The 13,748-nt window shown below is 61.5% G+C and carries 18 protein-coding genes and 1 tRNA gene; 13 read left to right on the forward strand and 6 right to left on the reverse strand.

Translation table 11 applies throughout. The features are described 5' to 3' along the window. Positions 1-14: 14 nt before the first annotated feature. Complete coding sequence (locus WFP39_RS06375) at positions 15-1,202, reverse strand: hypothetical protein (RefSeq protein ID WP_336918410.1); 1,188 nt, start codon at positions 1,200-1,202, stop codon at positions 15-17. Between the two features lie 11 nt (positions 1,203-1,213). Beyond that, positions 1,214-1,456, reverse strand: a complete 243-nt coding sequence (locus WFP39_RS06380; RefSeq protein ID WP_045449871.1) for a DUF2188 domain-containing protein — start codon at positions 1,454-1,456, stop codon at positions 1,214-1,216. Positions 1,457-1,551: 95 nt separating this feature from the next. Between WFP39_RS06380 and WFP39_RS06385 the strand changes: the two genes are divergently transcribed. From WFP39_RS06385 to WFP39_RS06410, 6 genes are all read left to right on the forward strand, one after another. Continuing rightward, positions 1,552-1,920: a helix-turn-helix domain-containing protein gene (locus WFP39_RS06385; RefSeq protein ID WP_050474482.1), complete on the forward strand. Its 369-nt coding sequence runs from the start codon at positions 1,552-1,554 to the stop codon at positions 1,918-1,920. Continuing rightward, positions 1,917-2,849, forward strand: a complete 933-nt coding sequence (locus WFP39_RS06390) for an ImmA/IrrE family metallo-endopeptidase (protein WP_336918413.1) — start codon at positions 1,917-1,919, stop codon at positions 2,847-2,849. Before WFP39_RS06385 ends, WFP39_RS06390 begins: the two co-directional genes overlap by 4 nt. Before the next feature lie 130 nt (positions 2,850-2,979). Next, the gene (locus tag WFP39_RS06395) at positions 2,980-3,264 is read left to right on the forward strand and encodes a hypothetical protein (RefSeq protein ID WP_336918414.1); all 285 of its coding nucleotides are present in this window, start codon (positions 2,980-2,982) and stop codon (positions 3,262-3,264) included. Positions 3,265-3,305: 41 nt separating this feature from the next. Continuing rightward, positions 3,306-3,773: a DUF2924 domain-containing protein gene (locus tag WFP39_RS06400; protein WP_336918416.1), complete on the forward strand. Its 468-nt coding sequence runs from the start codon at positions 3,306-3,308 to the stop codon at positions 3,771-3,773. Beyond that, complete coding sequence (locus WFP39_RS06405) at positions 3,770-5,104, forward strand: recombinase family protein (RefSeq protein ID WP_336918417.1); 1,335 nt, start codon at positions 3,770-3,772, stop codon at positions 5,102-5,104. Before WFP39_RS06400 ends, WFP39_RS06405 begins: the two co-directional genes overlap by 4 nt. Continuing rightward, positions 5,101-5,478, forward strand: a complete 378-nt coding sequence (locus WFP39_RS06410) for a hypothetical protein (protein WP_336918418.1) — start codon at positions 5,101-5,103, stop codon at positions 5,476-5,478. The genes WFP39_RS06405 and WFP39_RS06410 overlap by 4 nt, the downstream gene beginning before the upstream one ends. Before the next feature lie 33 nt (positions 5,479-5,511). On the opposite strand, the gene WFP39_RS06415 is transcribed toward WFP39_RS06410, so the two are convergent. Next, on the reverse strand, positions 5,512-6,423 hold the full coding sequence (locus tag WFP39_RS06415; protein ID WP_336918419.1) for a hydrogen peroxide-inducible genes activator: 912 nt from the start codon (positions 6,421-6,423) through the stop codon (positions 5,512-5,514). A gap of 88 nt (positions 6,424-6,511) precedes the next feature. Between WFP39_RS06415 and WFP39_RS06420 the strand changes: the two genes are divergently transcribed. The 5 genes from WFP39_RS06420 to WFP39_RS06440 all read left to right on the forward strand — a co-directional run bounded on the left by WFP39_RS06420 (position 6,512) and on the right by WFP39_RS06440 (position 9,695). Further along, entirely contained in the window at positions 6,512-6,685 is a 174-nt protein-coding gene (locus tag WFP39_RS06420) for an HP1242/YdcH family protein (protein WP_336918420.1), read from the forward strand. A gap of 116 nt (positions 6,686-6,801) precedes the next feature. After that, entirely contained in the window at positions 6,802-7,050 is a 249-nt protein-coding gene (locus WFP39_RS06425) for a TFIIB-type zinc ribbon-containing protein (protein ID WP_336918661.1), read from the forward strand. Between the two features lie 133 nt (positions 7,051-7,183). Next, positions 7,184-8,017, forward strand: coding sequence for a universal stress protein (locus tag WFP39_RS06430; protein WP_336918422.1), 834 nt, complete (start codon positions 7,184-7,186; stop codon positions 8,015-8,017). Between the two features lie 142 nt (positions 8,018-8,159). After that, positions 8,160-8,525, forward strand: coding sequence for a hypothetical protein (locus WFP39_RS06435; RefSeq protein ID WP_336918423.1), 366 nt, complete (start codon positions 8,160-8,162; stop codon positions 8,523-8,525). Positions 8,526-8,711: 186 nt separating this feature from the next. Next, on the forward strand, positions 8,712-9,695 hold the full coding sequence (locus WFP39_RS06440; protein WP_336918425.1) for a calcium/sodium antiporter: 984 nt from the start codon (positions 8,712-8,714) through the stop codon (positions 9,693-9,695). A gap of 287 nt (positions 9,696-9,982) precedes the next feature. Here the strand turns inward: WFP39_RS06440 and WFP39_RS06445 are convergent. Next, a tRNA-Ser gene (locus WFP39_RS06445) sits at positions 9,983-10,072 on the reverse strand. Between the two features lie 177 nt (positions 10,073-10,249). Between WFP39_RS06445 and hspQ the strand changes: the two genes are divergently transcribed. Next, positions 10,250-10,630, forward strand: a complete 381-nt coding sequence (hspQ, locus tag WFP39_RS06450) for a heat shock protein HspQ (RefSeq protein ID WP_336918426.1) — start codon at positions 10,250-10,252, stop codon at positions 10,628-10,630. Between the two features lie 99 nt (positions 10,631-10,729). Here the strand turns inward: hspQ and WFP39_RS06455 are convergent, their stop codons facing one another. Continuing rightward, a complete protein-coding gene (locus WFP39_RS06455; protein ID WP_336918662.1) occupies positions 10,730-11,530 on the reverse strand; it encodes an ABC transporter permease in 801 nt (266 codons plus the stop codon). A gap of 239 nt (positions 11,531-11,769) precedes the next feature. On the opposite strand from WFP39_RS06455, the gene WFP39_RS06460 reads away from it, so the two are divergent. Continuing rightward, positions 11,770-12,495, forward strand: coding sequence for a GcrA family cell cycle regulator (locus WFP39_RS06460; protein ID WP_336918428.1), 726 nt, complete (start codon positions 11,770-11,772; stop codon positions 12,493-12,495). 334 nt (positions 12,496-12,829) lie between these two features. Here the strand turns inward: WFP39_RS06460 and WFP39_RS06465 are convergent, their stop codons facing one another. Continuing rightward, positions 12,830-13,642 carry a helix-turn-helix transcriptional regulator gene (locus tag WFP39_RS06465; RefSeq protein WP_336918429.1) on the reverse strand — a complete coding sequence of 271 codons (813 nt, stop codon included), beginning with the start codon at positions 13,640-13,642 and terminating at the stop codon, positions 12,830-12,832. Between the last annotated feature and the right edge of the window lie 106 nt (positions 13,643-13,748).

Here is a 13,748-nt window from a genome sequence, read left to right on the forward strand (position 1 = left end):
CAACCGCCCTCCGATCAATCGACAACGACACCGCCGTCTCCGGAAAGGATGCCCCAGCGCCAGAGATACTTTTCGCCGATCAGCTGCTCCTCTTCGGTCTGGTCCTTGAGATTGCAGCCATGCGGCATCGTGATCGTCAATGGCAGCGTCCGACCGCGTTTGGCATCGCCCTTGGGATGGAACTTGATGGAGAGTTTGGCCTGTGTCGCCACCCAACCGCCAGCCAGTGGATCGTTGGCGCCGAACCGCTCCGCCGACATGCTCCAGATAGTACGGTCGGCCTTCCGAAGACATTCCAGCGTGACGCGCTCGCCCACATTGTCGATGGGCATCAGACGCAGCTGCTTGACCTCGACGGACTCGATCCCATCCTCCGGGTCGGTCGGAAAATCGAAAGGATGAAGCAGAACTGCGAGGTCGTAGGTGCGGAAGGGCACCTTCTCGCTCTGGAACTCGATCCCCAGCAGGTCGCGCGCCATGAAGCGGACCATCTCCTCGCGGCTCTCGCGGTCGTTGGCGACGACTTCGATGACGCCGGTCGCCGGTTCATACGTCATGGCCGCCTCGAACACGGGACGGCGGGCGCGGCGGACGAGCGTTCCCGCGTCATCGAACGCCAGGAAATCGTCGAGGAGGCCTTCGCGGTAAATCGCGATCTGGACAAGCTCGCAATCCTCGCCGTCGAAGGTCGGCCGGTAGCGCCCGAAGATGTCGATGTGGATGTTGTTGGAAGCGAACCGTTCGCGCAGTGCCGTCTTGAAGGCATCGATGGATGCCTCGTCCCGCCGCAGATCGAGGTTCGGCTCGCCGATGAACCCGTCCCAGCTCCGACCACGGCGCCGCTCATCGGTGTAACGGACCTCCTCGGCATGGCGGAACCGAACCGGTTCGTTCAGGAACATCCAGAGCGAACGCGCATGGCCATTTGCCAGATTATCGAGCACCGTGCGGTCGTCGATCACGCTGTAGAGTGCGGTCTGCCCCGCATCATCGGCCAGGGCGCTCACACGCTCGGCGTCATTGACGATGCGGGCGCGGGCTTCGTCGTCCAATTCGTCGACGGCCCGCAAGGTGACGCGGGCGACTTCCGGCTCGGGCGCCTCCCAATCGACCTCGGTCGGAAGCTCGATGCCGGTGTGGTGGAAATAGGCCTGCAGCGACGAGGCAGGCACGTTGCGGATGAAACTCGTCACTGAGGCCATGGCCGATCTCCTTAGCCCTTGATGTTGCGGGGGTCGTTCCCGTGGGAATCGGACTGGCCGATCCGGCCATCCTGGTTGTGGATCTTGAATTCCGTCCCGGCGTTGCGGCTGATCTCCCGCCCACGGTCGATCGCCTCCCGCTTCGTGTCGAAGTGCCCGCTGGCGCGCTCGGCGCCGCCGCGGCGGACATCCCATCCGCCATTGGGATTGGGGACCACGTGATGGGTGCCCGAACCGTTACCTGCTTTAGCCATGACGGCCTCCTGTCTCGTGAAAGCGCGAAAGTGGGTTCGTTACTACGAACTTGTGCGCAAGATAGGTATTGCAGGTGCGGCGTGTCAAGGACTAGATGTATCGCGATAACGAACCCGGCGGACAAACAGGAGAACACCCGGTGCCAACACCCTTGGGAGAGCGCGTTCGCGAGCTCAGACTGAAGCGAGGATTGACCCTGGAGGCGCTGGCCGAAAGGGTCGGATCCAGCAAGAGCTACATGTGGGAGATCGAGAACAAGGACGTCGCGCGCCCTTCGGCCGAGAAACTTCACCAGATCGCAGCCGCCCTCGAGACGACGACCGACTACCTGATATCTGCCGACGAAGTCACCGAAGCGGACGCGACAGACACTGCTTTCTTTCGCAAGTATCAGAAGATGAAACCGAAGAGCAAAGAGAAGCTTCGCGAGATGCTCAAGATCCTGGACGATGAGGATGAATGAGCAGTAGCGGCAGAAAATCGCCCAGAAGGGCCGCGAACGATCTGACTGTGCTTCTCCGCACCGTGCTGGGAGAAGACCGGTTCCCCGTGGACGTGGAGGCGCTGGCGCTCGAAGTCTCCCGAAACCACGAGGACCCGATTACGGCAGTGAAGGGCGTCGACATCGACGGCTTCGAGGGCATGCTCCGGGCACGGCGCAAGAAGCCCGGTTGGCAGATCCTCTACAACACTCAGCCCCGCTACCGTGGACGCGAGCGCTTCACGCTCGCTCATGAGTTCGGGCACTACTTGCTGCACCGGCGCCCGCTGACCGCAGCGCACTACCGTAACGGCGAGCTCTCGGACGAGTTCGACTTCGAGTGCCTTCCGCTGCAAGCCAACGGCTGGAAGGATGCGGAGAAGCAGCGTGAAGAAGATGCCGATACCTTCGCCTCCTTCCTGTTGATGCCGATCGACGACTATCGGAACCAGGTCGGCAGTCAGGAGGTAACTCGCGACCTCCTTGGCCATGTGACTGACCGATACGGAGTTTCGCTTCTTGCGGCCGCGCGCAAGTGGATCGAATTCACCGACACCCGAGCGGCCATGGTGGTTGCGCGAGACGGATTCGCGTTGTGGGGCAGAGCGAGCACGCGCGCCTACAGAAGCGGTGTGTTCATTCAATCGGGCATGCCGATTCCCGACGGCTCCATCATGGCCATGGGGTCGGCGTCGCAGCACACCAGTTCTCAGCGCCCGGTGGCTTTGCCAGCCGGCATCTGGACATTTAGTCGGGGCTCCGAACCCGTCCGAGAACTGACCTTCTTCTCTGACCGGCTCGGTTTGGCGGTGTCTCTTCTGCAGTTCGATCGTGCCGTCGATGGAGCTGAGGTCGAGGACGAAGAACCTTGGGATAGCTACGACCAGTTCACCCGCGATGATTCGAGGTAACGACCCGACAATGCTGCGGGTAGCGCCGCTCCGGGCGATTTGCACAGATGTTCACGCTGGAAAGGCCTGACGAACGGCTTCGATCTACTTCTAATGATTCCGCAGCAACGCGATAAGTCATTGAATTTGATTGCGTATCATCGTTTTGCGCCTACCGTTTCGCCAGCCATCTTCTGTTGCGAACGGTCTCATGCAAGACGCCCGATCCGGTCCGAACCCTTTGTTGCCCGTCCGTCTGTCGGCGGACGAACGCCTCGATGAACTCGCGCAGATTCTTGCCGCGGGGCTCAGGCGTATCCTGCCGGAACAGTCCAGTTCTTTATCTGCACCTGGCGAAGACAGTTCATTCGACATTCTCGCCCTCAAACGCCGTGTTGGTCGTCGCAAACCGAGCAACCGAGTTGGAGGACAATGATGCCAGGAACAAAGAGAAAGACTGACGCCGCGCCATGGCGGGTGGGCGAACGCGACACGGCGGACGCGAGCGTGGTCACGCAGCTTGCAGCGCTGAAACGAATGACGGTGGTCGAGCTTAAGGCGAAGTGGGAAAGCCTCTTCGGCACGCCCGCTCCGAACAACAGCCGCAGTTACCTCGAGCTGAGGCTCAGCTACCGGGTCCAGGAACTGACCCTCGGCGGCCTGTCCCGCGAGACGCGGCGGACGCTTGACTTGCTGGCCGACGAAATCGAGGGCCGGGTCGGGCGCAAGACGATCATCGCGGATTCCCGCAACCCGGTGGTCGGCACCCGCCTCGTGCGTGAATGGGACGGGGTGGAGCACACCGTCACGGTGATGAAGGACGGCTTCGACTGGCAGGGGCGCAAGTTCAAGTCGCTGTCGGCGGTGGCGCGGGCGATCACCGGCACGCAGTGGAACGGCTATCGCTTCTTCGGCCTCCGCGAGGCCCGGAGGGACGACCGATGAGCCGTCATCAGGAAGCCGTCGCGGTCGTTCCGCGCCGCCAGCGCTGCGCCATTTATACCCGCAAATCGAGCGAGGAAGGGCTCGACATGGAGTTCAACAGCCTCGACGCCCAGCGCGAGTCCTGCGAGGCCTATGTCGCCAGCCAGCGCGCTGAAGGCTGGGTCTGCATGCGCGAACGCTACGATGACGGCGGGTTCTCGGGCGGGACGCTCGAGCGCCCCGGTCTCAAGGCCCTGCTGGAAGACGTCGAGGCCGGTCTGGTGGACGTCATCGTCGTCTACAAGATCGACCGCCTGTCACGGTCCCTGATGGATTTTGCCAAGTTGGTGGAGGCCTTCGACCGCAACAACGTGACCTTCGTGTCCGTGACGCAGGCGTTCAATACCACGACCAGCATGGGCCGGCTGACGCTCAACATCCTGCTGTCGTTTGCCCAGTTCGAGCGCGAGGTCACCGGCGAACGCATCCGCGACAAGTTCGCTGCCAGCCGCGCCAAGGGCATGTGGATGGGCGGGTTCGTGCCGATGGGGTACGACGTCGTCGACCGGAAGCTGGTCGTCAACGAGGCCGAGGCGGCGGCGGTCCGGCATATGTTCCAGCGGTTTGTCGAGCTGGGATCGGCAACGTTGCTGACCCGGGAACTGGTGGCGAGCGGCGCTCTCAACAAGCGCGGCAAGCCGATCGACAAGGGGTTCCTGTACAAGCTGTTCCGCAACCGGCTCTACCTCGGCGAGGCCGTCCACAAAGGCACGAGCTATCCCGGCGAGCATCAGGCCATCATTGACCAGCCGCTGTGGGATCACGTCCATACCATCCTGCAGGAGAGCCCGCGCCAGCGGGCGGCCAACACCCGCACCCAGACCCCGGCGCTGCTCAAGGGACTGATCTTCACGGATCGCGGCATAGCCATGACGCCGACGGTGACGAAAAAAGGCAGCCGGCACTACCGCTACTACACCTCGATGGATGCGATCCGGAACCGCGCCTGTGAAGGCCGGGACAGCTTTGTCCGGCTGAATGCTGGGATGGTCGAAGGCGCCGTCGTCCAGCACATCCGGTCGCTGCTGCGCTCACCGGAAATCGCGGCGCGGGCAATGGAAGCGATCCGCCGTACCACTACGGATATGGATGAGCAGGATGTTGTCAGTGCGCTGGCGGGCTTTGATGGACTGTGGGAATCGCTGTTCCCGGCCGAGCAGGCGCGTATCGCCCGCCTGCTGATCGAGCGGGTCACGGTCAGTGCCGATGGCCTTGCGGTTGACCTGCGCACCGAGGGCCTCGGGTCGGTCATCCGGGAAATGGTCACCCCGAAGCAGGAGCTGGCAGCATGAGTACCCCCACCACCATGCGCGTGTTCATCCCGCTCACCATCCGCAAGCGCAACGGACGGCCGAAGATCGTGCCGCCTGCCGACGTGGTGCCGGATACTGGCGGGGTTGACCCACATGTGCTGAAGGCGATCGCGAGGGCGTGGGGTTGGCGGCGAAAGCTGGAAAGCGGCCAGGTGGCGACCATTCAAGACATTGCCGATTCCGAGGGCATCTCGGACCGCTATGTCGGGCGAATGCTGCGCCTAGCCTATCTGGCACCAGCTGTGCTGGAGAAGATGCTGATTGCGCGCGTCCCGCCAGCGGTGTCGGTCAAGGAACTGGCCGCGGCAGCAACACTGCCTTGGGCGGATCAGGTTATTATCGTGTTTGGCTAATCGTCGTCGCCTTCGCATCCATGTCCTTATCTATCAGAAGTCCTCGGCTAGGATGCGTCGCGCTTCGCTGGCGATCGCTTCCGCGATGATCCGGTAACTGTCAGAATAGGCAGCACCTTCGCGCCATACGGCTGCGATCGCGCGGCTTGCGCTCCAGTCCGCCAAGTCAAGCCGCTTGACCATGTCTTCCCCACCGACCTCGGAGCGCAGGTACAATTCCGGAATGATCGCGAAGCCGAGGCCCGAACCACACATCTGACGAAGGGCATCAAGGCTTGTTCCCTGATAGTCCTCAAGAACAAGCGCCCCGAAGTCGTCGCACACTTCCCTGACCTGGCGATAGGCATGATGGCGCTGGTCAAAGCTCAGGAATTCTGCGCCCGCCAGATCCTGTTTTCGCACCCGCGCCATCTTTGAAACCGGATGATCGGGGGGGCATACAATATGGAGCGGTTCGCGGAATAGCGATTCAATGTGAAGTGCGCTTCCCGATACCGGGAGTGGAGAGAGGATCATGTCCAATTCGCCGCGTGCGAGTTCGCGGGCCTGTTCGTCGGGAATGCCCTCGCGGACATAAAGGCGCATATCGGGATACGCGCGGTGCAAGGATGCGACGATGCCTGGCATCAGATAGGGGCCGAGAGTCGGAGTTACGCCAAAGCGGATCGTGCCCCCGATTCCAGTCTTGGCGCGCAGGGCCATGTCCTCGATGTCTTTTACATTGAGCAGCAGCTTGCGCGCACGCGCTACCACTTCACGTCCGATGGGCGTCAATTGAAGCGGGCTTTCATTGCGCTCGACCAGAGTTACGCCAAGCCGGGCTTCCAGCGCGCGCAATTGCTGGCTCAGGGTCGGCTGCGCGACATGGACGGCATCCGCTGCGCGCCGGAAGTTCCGATAATCCGCAAGGGCGACGAGATAGGTGAATTGGCGTAGAGTGGTCATGATAGTCAAATACTATCAAATACGCCGATGCGAATCAATTTGAGTAATTGCCGATTCTCACTGATCTTCCAGCGCATGGAGGTAGAACATGAACCGATATCTTGATCGCTTGCAGCAGGAGCATCGACGCCTGAACCGCCTGATCGACAATTGTCGCAGTGTTGCTCGTCAGAGTGAGATGATGTCGCTCAAGAAGCTGCGTCTCAAAATCAAGGACAGGATTGCCCAACTGCAGCGCAGCGCTGGTCCCGTCACCCCCTAACCACGCTGCGCCGGGGCGGCGCGTGCCCCCCCATTCCCCGCGCCGCCCCTTTTTTCCCGACTGTTGCGCCACTTCGTGGCGATGATGAGGATAGTTCAGTGACACAGCACGGAAGAATGGATTGCCCAATTTGTAGCGTCGCACTGGTCATGAGCGACAGACAAGGCATCGAGATTGATTACTGCCCGCAATGCCGAGGCGTCTGGCTCGATCGCGGCGAACTCGACAAGATCATCGAACGTTCGGAAAGCGCCGCACCCCGGGTAGCACAAGCTCCGGCGCCTACGCAGCCGCAGCAATACGGGCAACAGCCCGTTTATCATCAGAAGAGGCGTAAGTCCTTCCTTCAGGAGTTGTTCGATTAATCGCCTGCCGAGTCCCTGCACATTTGTTTTCTAGCGGGTAGGGAGTTCGGCAGATGATCGAATCCGATCATGCGGGAGCGCGACAATCAACCCCGCTAGTGAGCTAAGAATGGCAAAAGGAGGAGCGTACTTAATGACCAATCATAATCTGTTGCTTTACGCGTCGCTGGAGGGCTCGCAGCCTGCAATCGGCTCCGCAGCATTTGCGATCAACGCAGCTGCAGCGCTCGGTGCTCATCTAAATATACTGGCACCGCATGTCGACGTACGCACTCCTGATAACTGGGGTTCGCGGACTGCCGAACAGATTGAGCGGGACGATAAGGAACGTCACAACAAACTCACTGGGCTTGTCGAATCCATTCTAGCCAAAGCTCACGCCAATGCCGTCAGCGCCTCAGGCCAGACTGATTGGGCGCATGCATTTGGCCCCATTCCCTTTGTTGGCGATCAAGCCAAGCTGCACGATCTTGTGATCATGGGAACTGATCAGAGCATATTTCTCAGTGAACGCAAGTTTGCGGAGCATGTGCTCATAGAAGCGGGGCGTCCGGTCGTCTTCGTTCCGCCCGACCATGCCGGTTCATTTTCCTGCAAGAGGGTCACAGTTGCGTGGGATCACACGCGTTCTGCTGCTCGTGCATTGCATGATGCGCTCCCGCTCCTGCGGCTAGCCGAAGAAGTGATCCTCACGGTGATCGGCGGGGAAAAGCAGTTCCAGACTAATCCGGACGCCACTACGATCGAAGGCGCGCTGTCGCGCAAAGGGCTGAATGCACGTCTGGAACAGGTTGATCTCGGTCAGCGAACAATCGGACAGGCGCTCCAGCATGAGGCTCTGGCCAATGAAGCGGATCTGCTCGTCATGGGAGCCTATGGCCATTCCAGACTGCGGGAGTTCATTCTAGGTGGGGCCACGCGCGAGGTCCTCGAAAATCCGCGCCTCCCAGTCCTTATGTCACATTGACCCGGCCTCGCATGACTCATGCGCCTCGCGCGAGTGGCGAACGATCAAGTGTCCGTTCTGCCCCGGCCGAAATGCAGGTGAGGATCATAACGAGTGAAACGAGGCAAGGTCCACCGAACGGGTGCATCAACAGGATACCTAAATGATGAAGAACTTGATCTTCGTGGCCGGAGCAGCTCTTGCACTCGCTGCGTGTGGCGATGCTGCCAAGCAGGCTGAAGAACTGCGCAGCAAGGCCGACGCAGCAATCGAAGGGCAGGGTGTAGTGGATGCTGTTGCTTCGGCGGTTGACGAGGAGGCCATCAAGGGCATGGCACAAGGTGCCGCAAGGCAGGCTCTTGGCGAGGCCCTTCCAGCCGAAGAAATGGCGGCTGTCGGCGCAGTGATCGACGAGGAGGCCCTTATCACCGGTGTCGACAAGGCAGTGGATGGTGAAGCGTTACGCGGAGCCGTCCGCGAGGCGGTGAACGGTGCGGCCGATCGGGTAACACAGCCGCCTGTAGAATAACGTACCGCTTCGCATCCGCTTTGCTGTGTGCGTCTCTGGCAAGTCGATGTAATACGCACGAGTACAATGGAAACTGTCGGGGTAGGAGCACAAGGCAGGCGATGCGCCGGCACAACCCCAGTGACAGCCGCAGGGCATCACCCTACTGATCGACGCTAATCTCCCGACAAAGGTTGCTGTCACATCATGCTTGCTGATGCATTTTTCCTGTTGCTGGGCCTTGTTCTGCTGATTGCAGGCGGTGACCTGTTGGTCCGCGGTGCCGTGCGGATTGCCGAAAGACTGAGTCTGTCGCCGATGCTGATCGGCCTGACAGTTGTGGGCATGGGCACTTCTATGCCTGAACTTGCCGCAAGCGTGCAGGCCAGCCTTGCCGGATCACCAGGGATTGCCATCGGCAATATCGTTGGATCGAACATTGCCAATGCCCTGTTGATCCTCGGAATAGCTGCACTGATCACACCCATCGCGGTAAAAACCCGCACCCTTTGGCGCGATGGCGGTATTGGCACCCTCGCCGTTCTGGCCTTGCTCGCCGCCGGCGCGACTGTTGGCCTCTCCCGCGAGGCTGGCATCATCTTCCTGATCGCGATGGGAGGGTATGTTTATTATGCGTATCGCCAGGAACGCCTGGGAGCGCCCCACAGCGCCGCTTATGATCGCGCCGTGGCTATGGAAGAAGTCGACCCGGCCCTGATCCCGCAGACGCAACCTGGCGGAAGGCTCTCGATTGCAATTCTCCTGTTCTTGGTTGGTCTCGTACTGATAGTGGGCGGCGGTTCGCTTTTGGTGGATGGCGCCATCAAGATTGCAGAGCAGCTCGGAGTGAGCGACGCTGTCATCGGTCTGACGATCGTGGCGGTTGGGACGTCCTTCCCGGAGCTGGTCACTTCTGCCGTGGCTGCTTATCGCAAGGAAGGTGACATTGCCCTGGGCAATGTCCTCGGCTCCAACATTTACAATATCTTGTTCATCGGCGGCATCACTGGCGTGGTGGCCCCCACCGAAGTACCTGCCAGCATGATGGCCTTTGACCTCCGGTTGCTAGTGGCGGCGTCGCTGGTTGTTATGGTATTTGCCTTCTCCGGAGGCCGGTTGAGCAGAAAAGAAGGCTTCGCCCTCATCGCATCCTACGCTGCATACACGGCCTACACGGTCGGCATGTTCTGACGGCTGGTCGACATTTGTTGGAACCTCGGGTTCTCTGCCCAGGCGCCTGCCGAGATTGGGCGCAAAAGGTTCGGTTGAACGAAAGCCAGAAAACCTTGGATTTACGTCGTTTCTGGAGACCGAACGTTTTCAGAGGGGGTTCGGGTGAAAAGAGACAAAAGCCGATCAGAGACCAATTTCGTCGTTTCTGGCAGTCTCTGAGGTTTAGGCGCGATCGGCAAAACCGCGCGGAAGCTAGGGATTTTCTGGCCCTGGAAGGCCCATCTCATTGATTCGCATTGAGATGTTGGCGGAGAGGGTGGGATTCGAACCCACGTTACGGTTGCCCGTAAACCGCATTTCGAGTGCGGCGCATTCGACCTCTCTGCCACCTCTCCGCTAGAAAGGCACGGTGCGGTTGCACCGGCTGGTCGATCAAGAGCGCGGCGGTTAGCCGAAGGATTGGCGCTTGCCAAGCCCCTCTGAGCGGCCTTCGGGCAACAGATGGGGCCAGAGCTGCGGATAATTGCTGCGGCCTGCTTGTTTCGCAGATGCGAAGGATTATATTGCGCCATATGGAACGGTCGGAATTCTTCCTTCCCGCTGCCGGCCGCAAGGTCGATGCCCCCCGCCACCGCCGCGCGCATTTTGCCATTGGCGACGTGGTGCGTCACCGCCTGTTCGATTTCCGCGGCGTGGTGTTCGATATCGATCCGGTCTTTGCCAATTCGGAAGAATGGTATGAAGCCATTCCCGAAGACATGCGCCCCGAACGCGACCAGCCCTTCTATCACCTGCTGGCCGAGAACGAGGATTCCACCTATGTCGCCTATGTCAGCCAGCAGAACCTGATGCGCGACGGGGATGGTGGCCCGGTGGACCACCCCGGCATTGCGCAGCTCTTCGGTACATTTTCCGGCGGGCGGTATCGCCTGCACCGCAGCCTGACTCACTGATATCCAAGCAGGCGCTCACCCGGCTGCCTGCCAGGGGTCCTGTCCGGCTGATCCCCGGACGGGGAGGTGGGACGGGTAGTCTGGCTTTCGCGAAAACCTTCAGCTCTTGATCTTCCAGCCGCTTTTCAGCACGCGATAGGTCACAACGCCCAGCACAAGGTTGAGCACGCCCACGCCCGCCGCCGCGCCCAGCACCGCCATATTGGTGTTGCCGATATCGCTTTCCCCCAGAAAGCCGAAGCGGAAGCCCGAAATCAGGTAGAAGAACGGGTTCGCGCGGCTGATCGCCTGGAAAAAGGGCGAAAGGTTGGAAATGACATAGAACGTGCCCGACAGCAGGCTGAGCGGGGCGACGATGAAATTGGTGACGGCTGCGTTGTGATCGAACTTGTCCGCCCACAGGCTGGCGAGCAGGCCCATAAGCGCCAGCATCATCGCGCCCATCAGGCCGAACCAGACGATCGCCCACGGATGCGCTGCCTGCATATCCACCCCCGGCCACAGCGCCATGGCCAGTGCCACCGCACCGCCTACCATCACCGCGCGCGTGATCGCGGCGCCGACAATTGCGATCATCAGCTCACCATTGCTGAGCGGCGGCATCAGGTAATCGATGATGGTGCCCTGCATTTTGCCGCCCAGCAGGCTGAAGCTGGCATTGGCAAAGGCGTTCTGCATCATGCCCATCATGATGAGGCCAGGTGCGACGAAGGTGGCAAAATTGACGCCAAGGATCAGCCGGTCCGCCCGATCTCCCCCCAGCGCCACGGTGAAAATCACCAGAAACAGCAGCGTTGTGATCGCCGGGGCCCAGACAGTCTGCGTCTGCACCTTGAGAAACCGGCGTATCTCCTTAATATAGAGGCTCCACAGCCCGATCCGGTTGAACCCGGTAATCATGGGCTGGCCCTTGGGCGGGAAGCTGCGCCCGGCATCCGCAACGGTGCTGACGGTATGAATCACGGCTGCGGGGCTGTTCCCGCCAAGTGGTGTTGTGCCGGGTGTGAAGCTTTCGGGGGCTTGATTGGCCATGTGCTGCCGCCTATCGGCCTGCATATGCGCTGGCAAGCCCTGTGTGAGGTGTGGCGGGTGCAGCAACCCCGGCGCGCGTCCGCCCGCATGATGAAACGGATTTGTGAATGAGCTGGACCGAAGAACGCATCGCCAAGCTGACCAAGATGTGGGAGAGCGGTTCCACCGCCAGCCAGATCGCCGAGGAACTGGGCGGCGTCTCGCGCAATGCGGTGATCGGCAAGGCGCACCGCCTTGGCCTGAAATCGCGCCCCTCGCCTGTCAAGGCGAACGAGGCCAAGCCTGCCAAGACGAAGGAGGTCGCCCCCGCCCCGGCACCGCGCAAGGCAGCACCCGCCGCCGCTGCACCTGCTGCACCTGCCGCCCCAGCCTCGCAGGCCAAGGCGCCCCTGCCCCGGCCCGAACCGCGCGGCACTGCGCCTGCGACCAAGCCCGCCGGCAATCCGAAACCGTCCACCGAAAACAGCCAGCCGCTGCCCGGCCGGGGTGAGCCACTGCCGCGCATCCATTCGGTTGGCCCCGGCGGTTTCGTGCGGCAGGGGCCGGGCGAGCAGCAGGCACCGATCCCACCCGCCCCGCCGCGCCGCCGCGTTCCGGCCAAGCCCAGCCCCGAAGTGGCGGACAAGACGCATCTGCTCGACCTGAACGACCGCGTGTGCCGCTGGCCGATGGGCCATCCGGGCGAGGCGGATTTCCATTTCTGCGGCGAAAAGGTGAACCCCGGCTTCCCCTATTGCGTCGAACATTGCGGCCGGGCCTATCAGGCACAGCTGCCGCGCGGTGCGCGCCGTCCTCCGCCGCCGCTCCCCTTTGGCGGGCCGCGCGTGCGGTAGAACGCAACGACCACACAATGCCAAAAACGGCCGCGTCCCACCGGGATGCGGCCGTTTTGGTGAGTGCTGGCACATCGCAGGGAGGAAGATCATGCGGCCCCGCGCCGCCTTCAGGAAGGCAGGGGGGGGGGGGGATTGGGCACGAGGCCGCACGATCTGGGGAAACTTAAGGCGTCCCGGCTTGGGGTCCAGGACGCCGAGACCATGACAATCCTTCGACGCGACCCGAAGGGCCGTCGCTGGTCTCGGCACGGCCTCTAGGGCAGGTGTCCCACATCCGCATGTAACGTGATTGCCCGACAATGGCAGTTCAGCGTCGGATTGGCCCGGCGGATCAGTTGGCGTCCTGGGGCGGATCGCGGCCAGCATCCTGCGCGTCGATCTCGGCGACGAACTTCTCGTAATCAGGCGTGATGATCAGGCCCAGCGAATAGGCCTTTACCGAGGCAGTGGTGCGGTCGCTCACCCCCAGCTTGGCGAAGATGCGCCGCACATAGACATCGACCGACGAGGGGGAGATCCCCAGTATCTCGGCAATGACCGAATTGCTCTTGCCCCGGCCGATCCAGTGCAGCACTTCCATTTCGCGGTTCGACAATTGGGGGATGTCCTGCATCCGCTTGACCATGCGGCAATAGGACTGGAAAGAGGTCTGGCCGACCGCGTGGAAACGTTGCAGCGTCAGCTGGTCGGGCCGCGGCGCGTCAAGGGCCAGCAATGCGCCAAGAAATCCGCTGCGCCCCTCCGGCCCGAAGCACGCTGTCGCCACGCCGCGCGCGACGCCCAGTTGCGCCGATGCCTGGAAAAAGCGCTGTTGCGCCTTGCTCAGCTTTTCATCCTTCAGATCGTCGGGCCAGACAAAGGCGGAAAGCCTGCGCAAAGCGATATCGGGCAAGGGATCAATGGCATGAAGCCGCGCGCGGTATTGCTTTTCCCATGTCCACGGTAGACCGATATTGGTCATGCTGCGGCCCACGCGCGGATCACGGGTCAGCGGAGCGATGAAACAGGCTGCGGTGAAGCCCAGCAATGCCAGCGCACTCATCGTGGCTTCGCGCAGGGCAATAACCGAATCGCACGCATCTATCGCCGCGAGGCGACTGGAAAACTCCTCGACTACGTCAGGCCGCTGCGCCGGCATCGCCATTCCTCAAGTCAAGCATCGCGATTAAATCAAAGGCCGCTCTCCCTGCTGCCTGTTGCACCATTTAGGATGGCGATGTTTAGAATGCCATGCATCTGCCACCTGCACA

The sequence above is a fragment of the Alteraurantiacibacter lauratis genome (assembly GCF_037154155.1).
Lineage (GTDB): Bacteria > Pseudomonadota > Alphaproteobacteria > Sphingomonadales > Sphingomonadaceae > Alteraurantiacibacter > Alteraurantiacibacter lauratis.